This is a genomic window from Corallococcus sp. RDP092CA, from assembly GCF_041903675.1.
In the GTDB taxonomy this organism is placed as follows: Bacteria; Myxococcota; Myxococcia; order Myxococcales; family Myxococcaceae; genus Corallococcus.
Window position 1 is genome coordinate 1 of sequence record NZ_JAYESI010000107.1, and the last position, 749, is coordinate 749.

Below are 749 nucleotides of genomic sequence, written 5' to 3' on the forward strand. Positions count from 1 at the left end.
GCGCTGCGGCGAGCGCCGCCGTGGCCTTGCAACTCGGCTGCCCCAGCAGCGCCCAGGTGCGTCCCGAATCAGGGGCGTGCCCCGAGGAAGCACGCAACGCCATGTTCAATGCGCCCAATGAGGGAGGCCTCCTGCTGACAACGCGGTCGTCGGTGGACCTCACCATCGACAAGAGCCAGCCGGGCTATCCGGGGGATGAAGGGGTGTTCCGGGATGGACCTGTGACTGGGGTTGTCTTCAAGGGCACCCGAGGAATTCCCACAGGCACCGTGCTCTATGGGCGGTTGTGGACGGGGGACGGCACGTTCCTGCTGGCGCGCTACACTGAGGCGCGCTTCCCGAATGGACGCACTCTTCCCGTATGCCTAGCGATTGGGCAGGACGGCCCCCAGGAAGCATGGGAGGGATCCAAGCCGGGGGCGGTCATCTACTCTCGCGTACAAGTGGCTTACGTCGTGGACCGCTGGCCCTGATGCCGTTCTCGACCGCGCTGGAACGGTGGCCCAGGCCAACTGGGCGTCCGTCACATGCCAAGAGTTCCAGGGGCTTATGAAGCCCGATGTAAAGGCAATTTGCATTTCGAGAATAGCAACGGACTCGGAGTGAAGGGAGGCGCGCGAGGGTGGCTACCCGTGGCGTCATTCACGCCAGGAGGCGCAAAAGGTAGCTTTCCGTCTGCCTTTGCGCGGCTCCCTCGCGCAGGCATTCAGGAGCCCCTTCATGTCCCGTGGTGTTGACCTCCGGCTCGC

1 pseudogene is annotated in these 749 nt (G+C 64.6%); it reads left to right on the forward strand.

Annotated features, from left to right (window positions below):
- Positions 1-473: pseudogene (locus U8525_RS34370) on the forward strand (serine/threonine protein kinase); the annotation flags it as partial.
- Between the last annotated feature and the right edge of the window lie 276 nt (positions 474-749).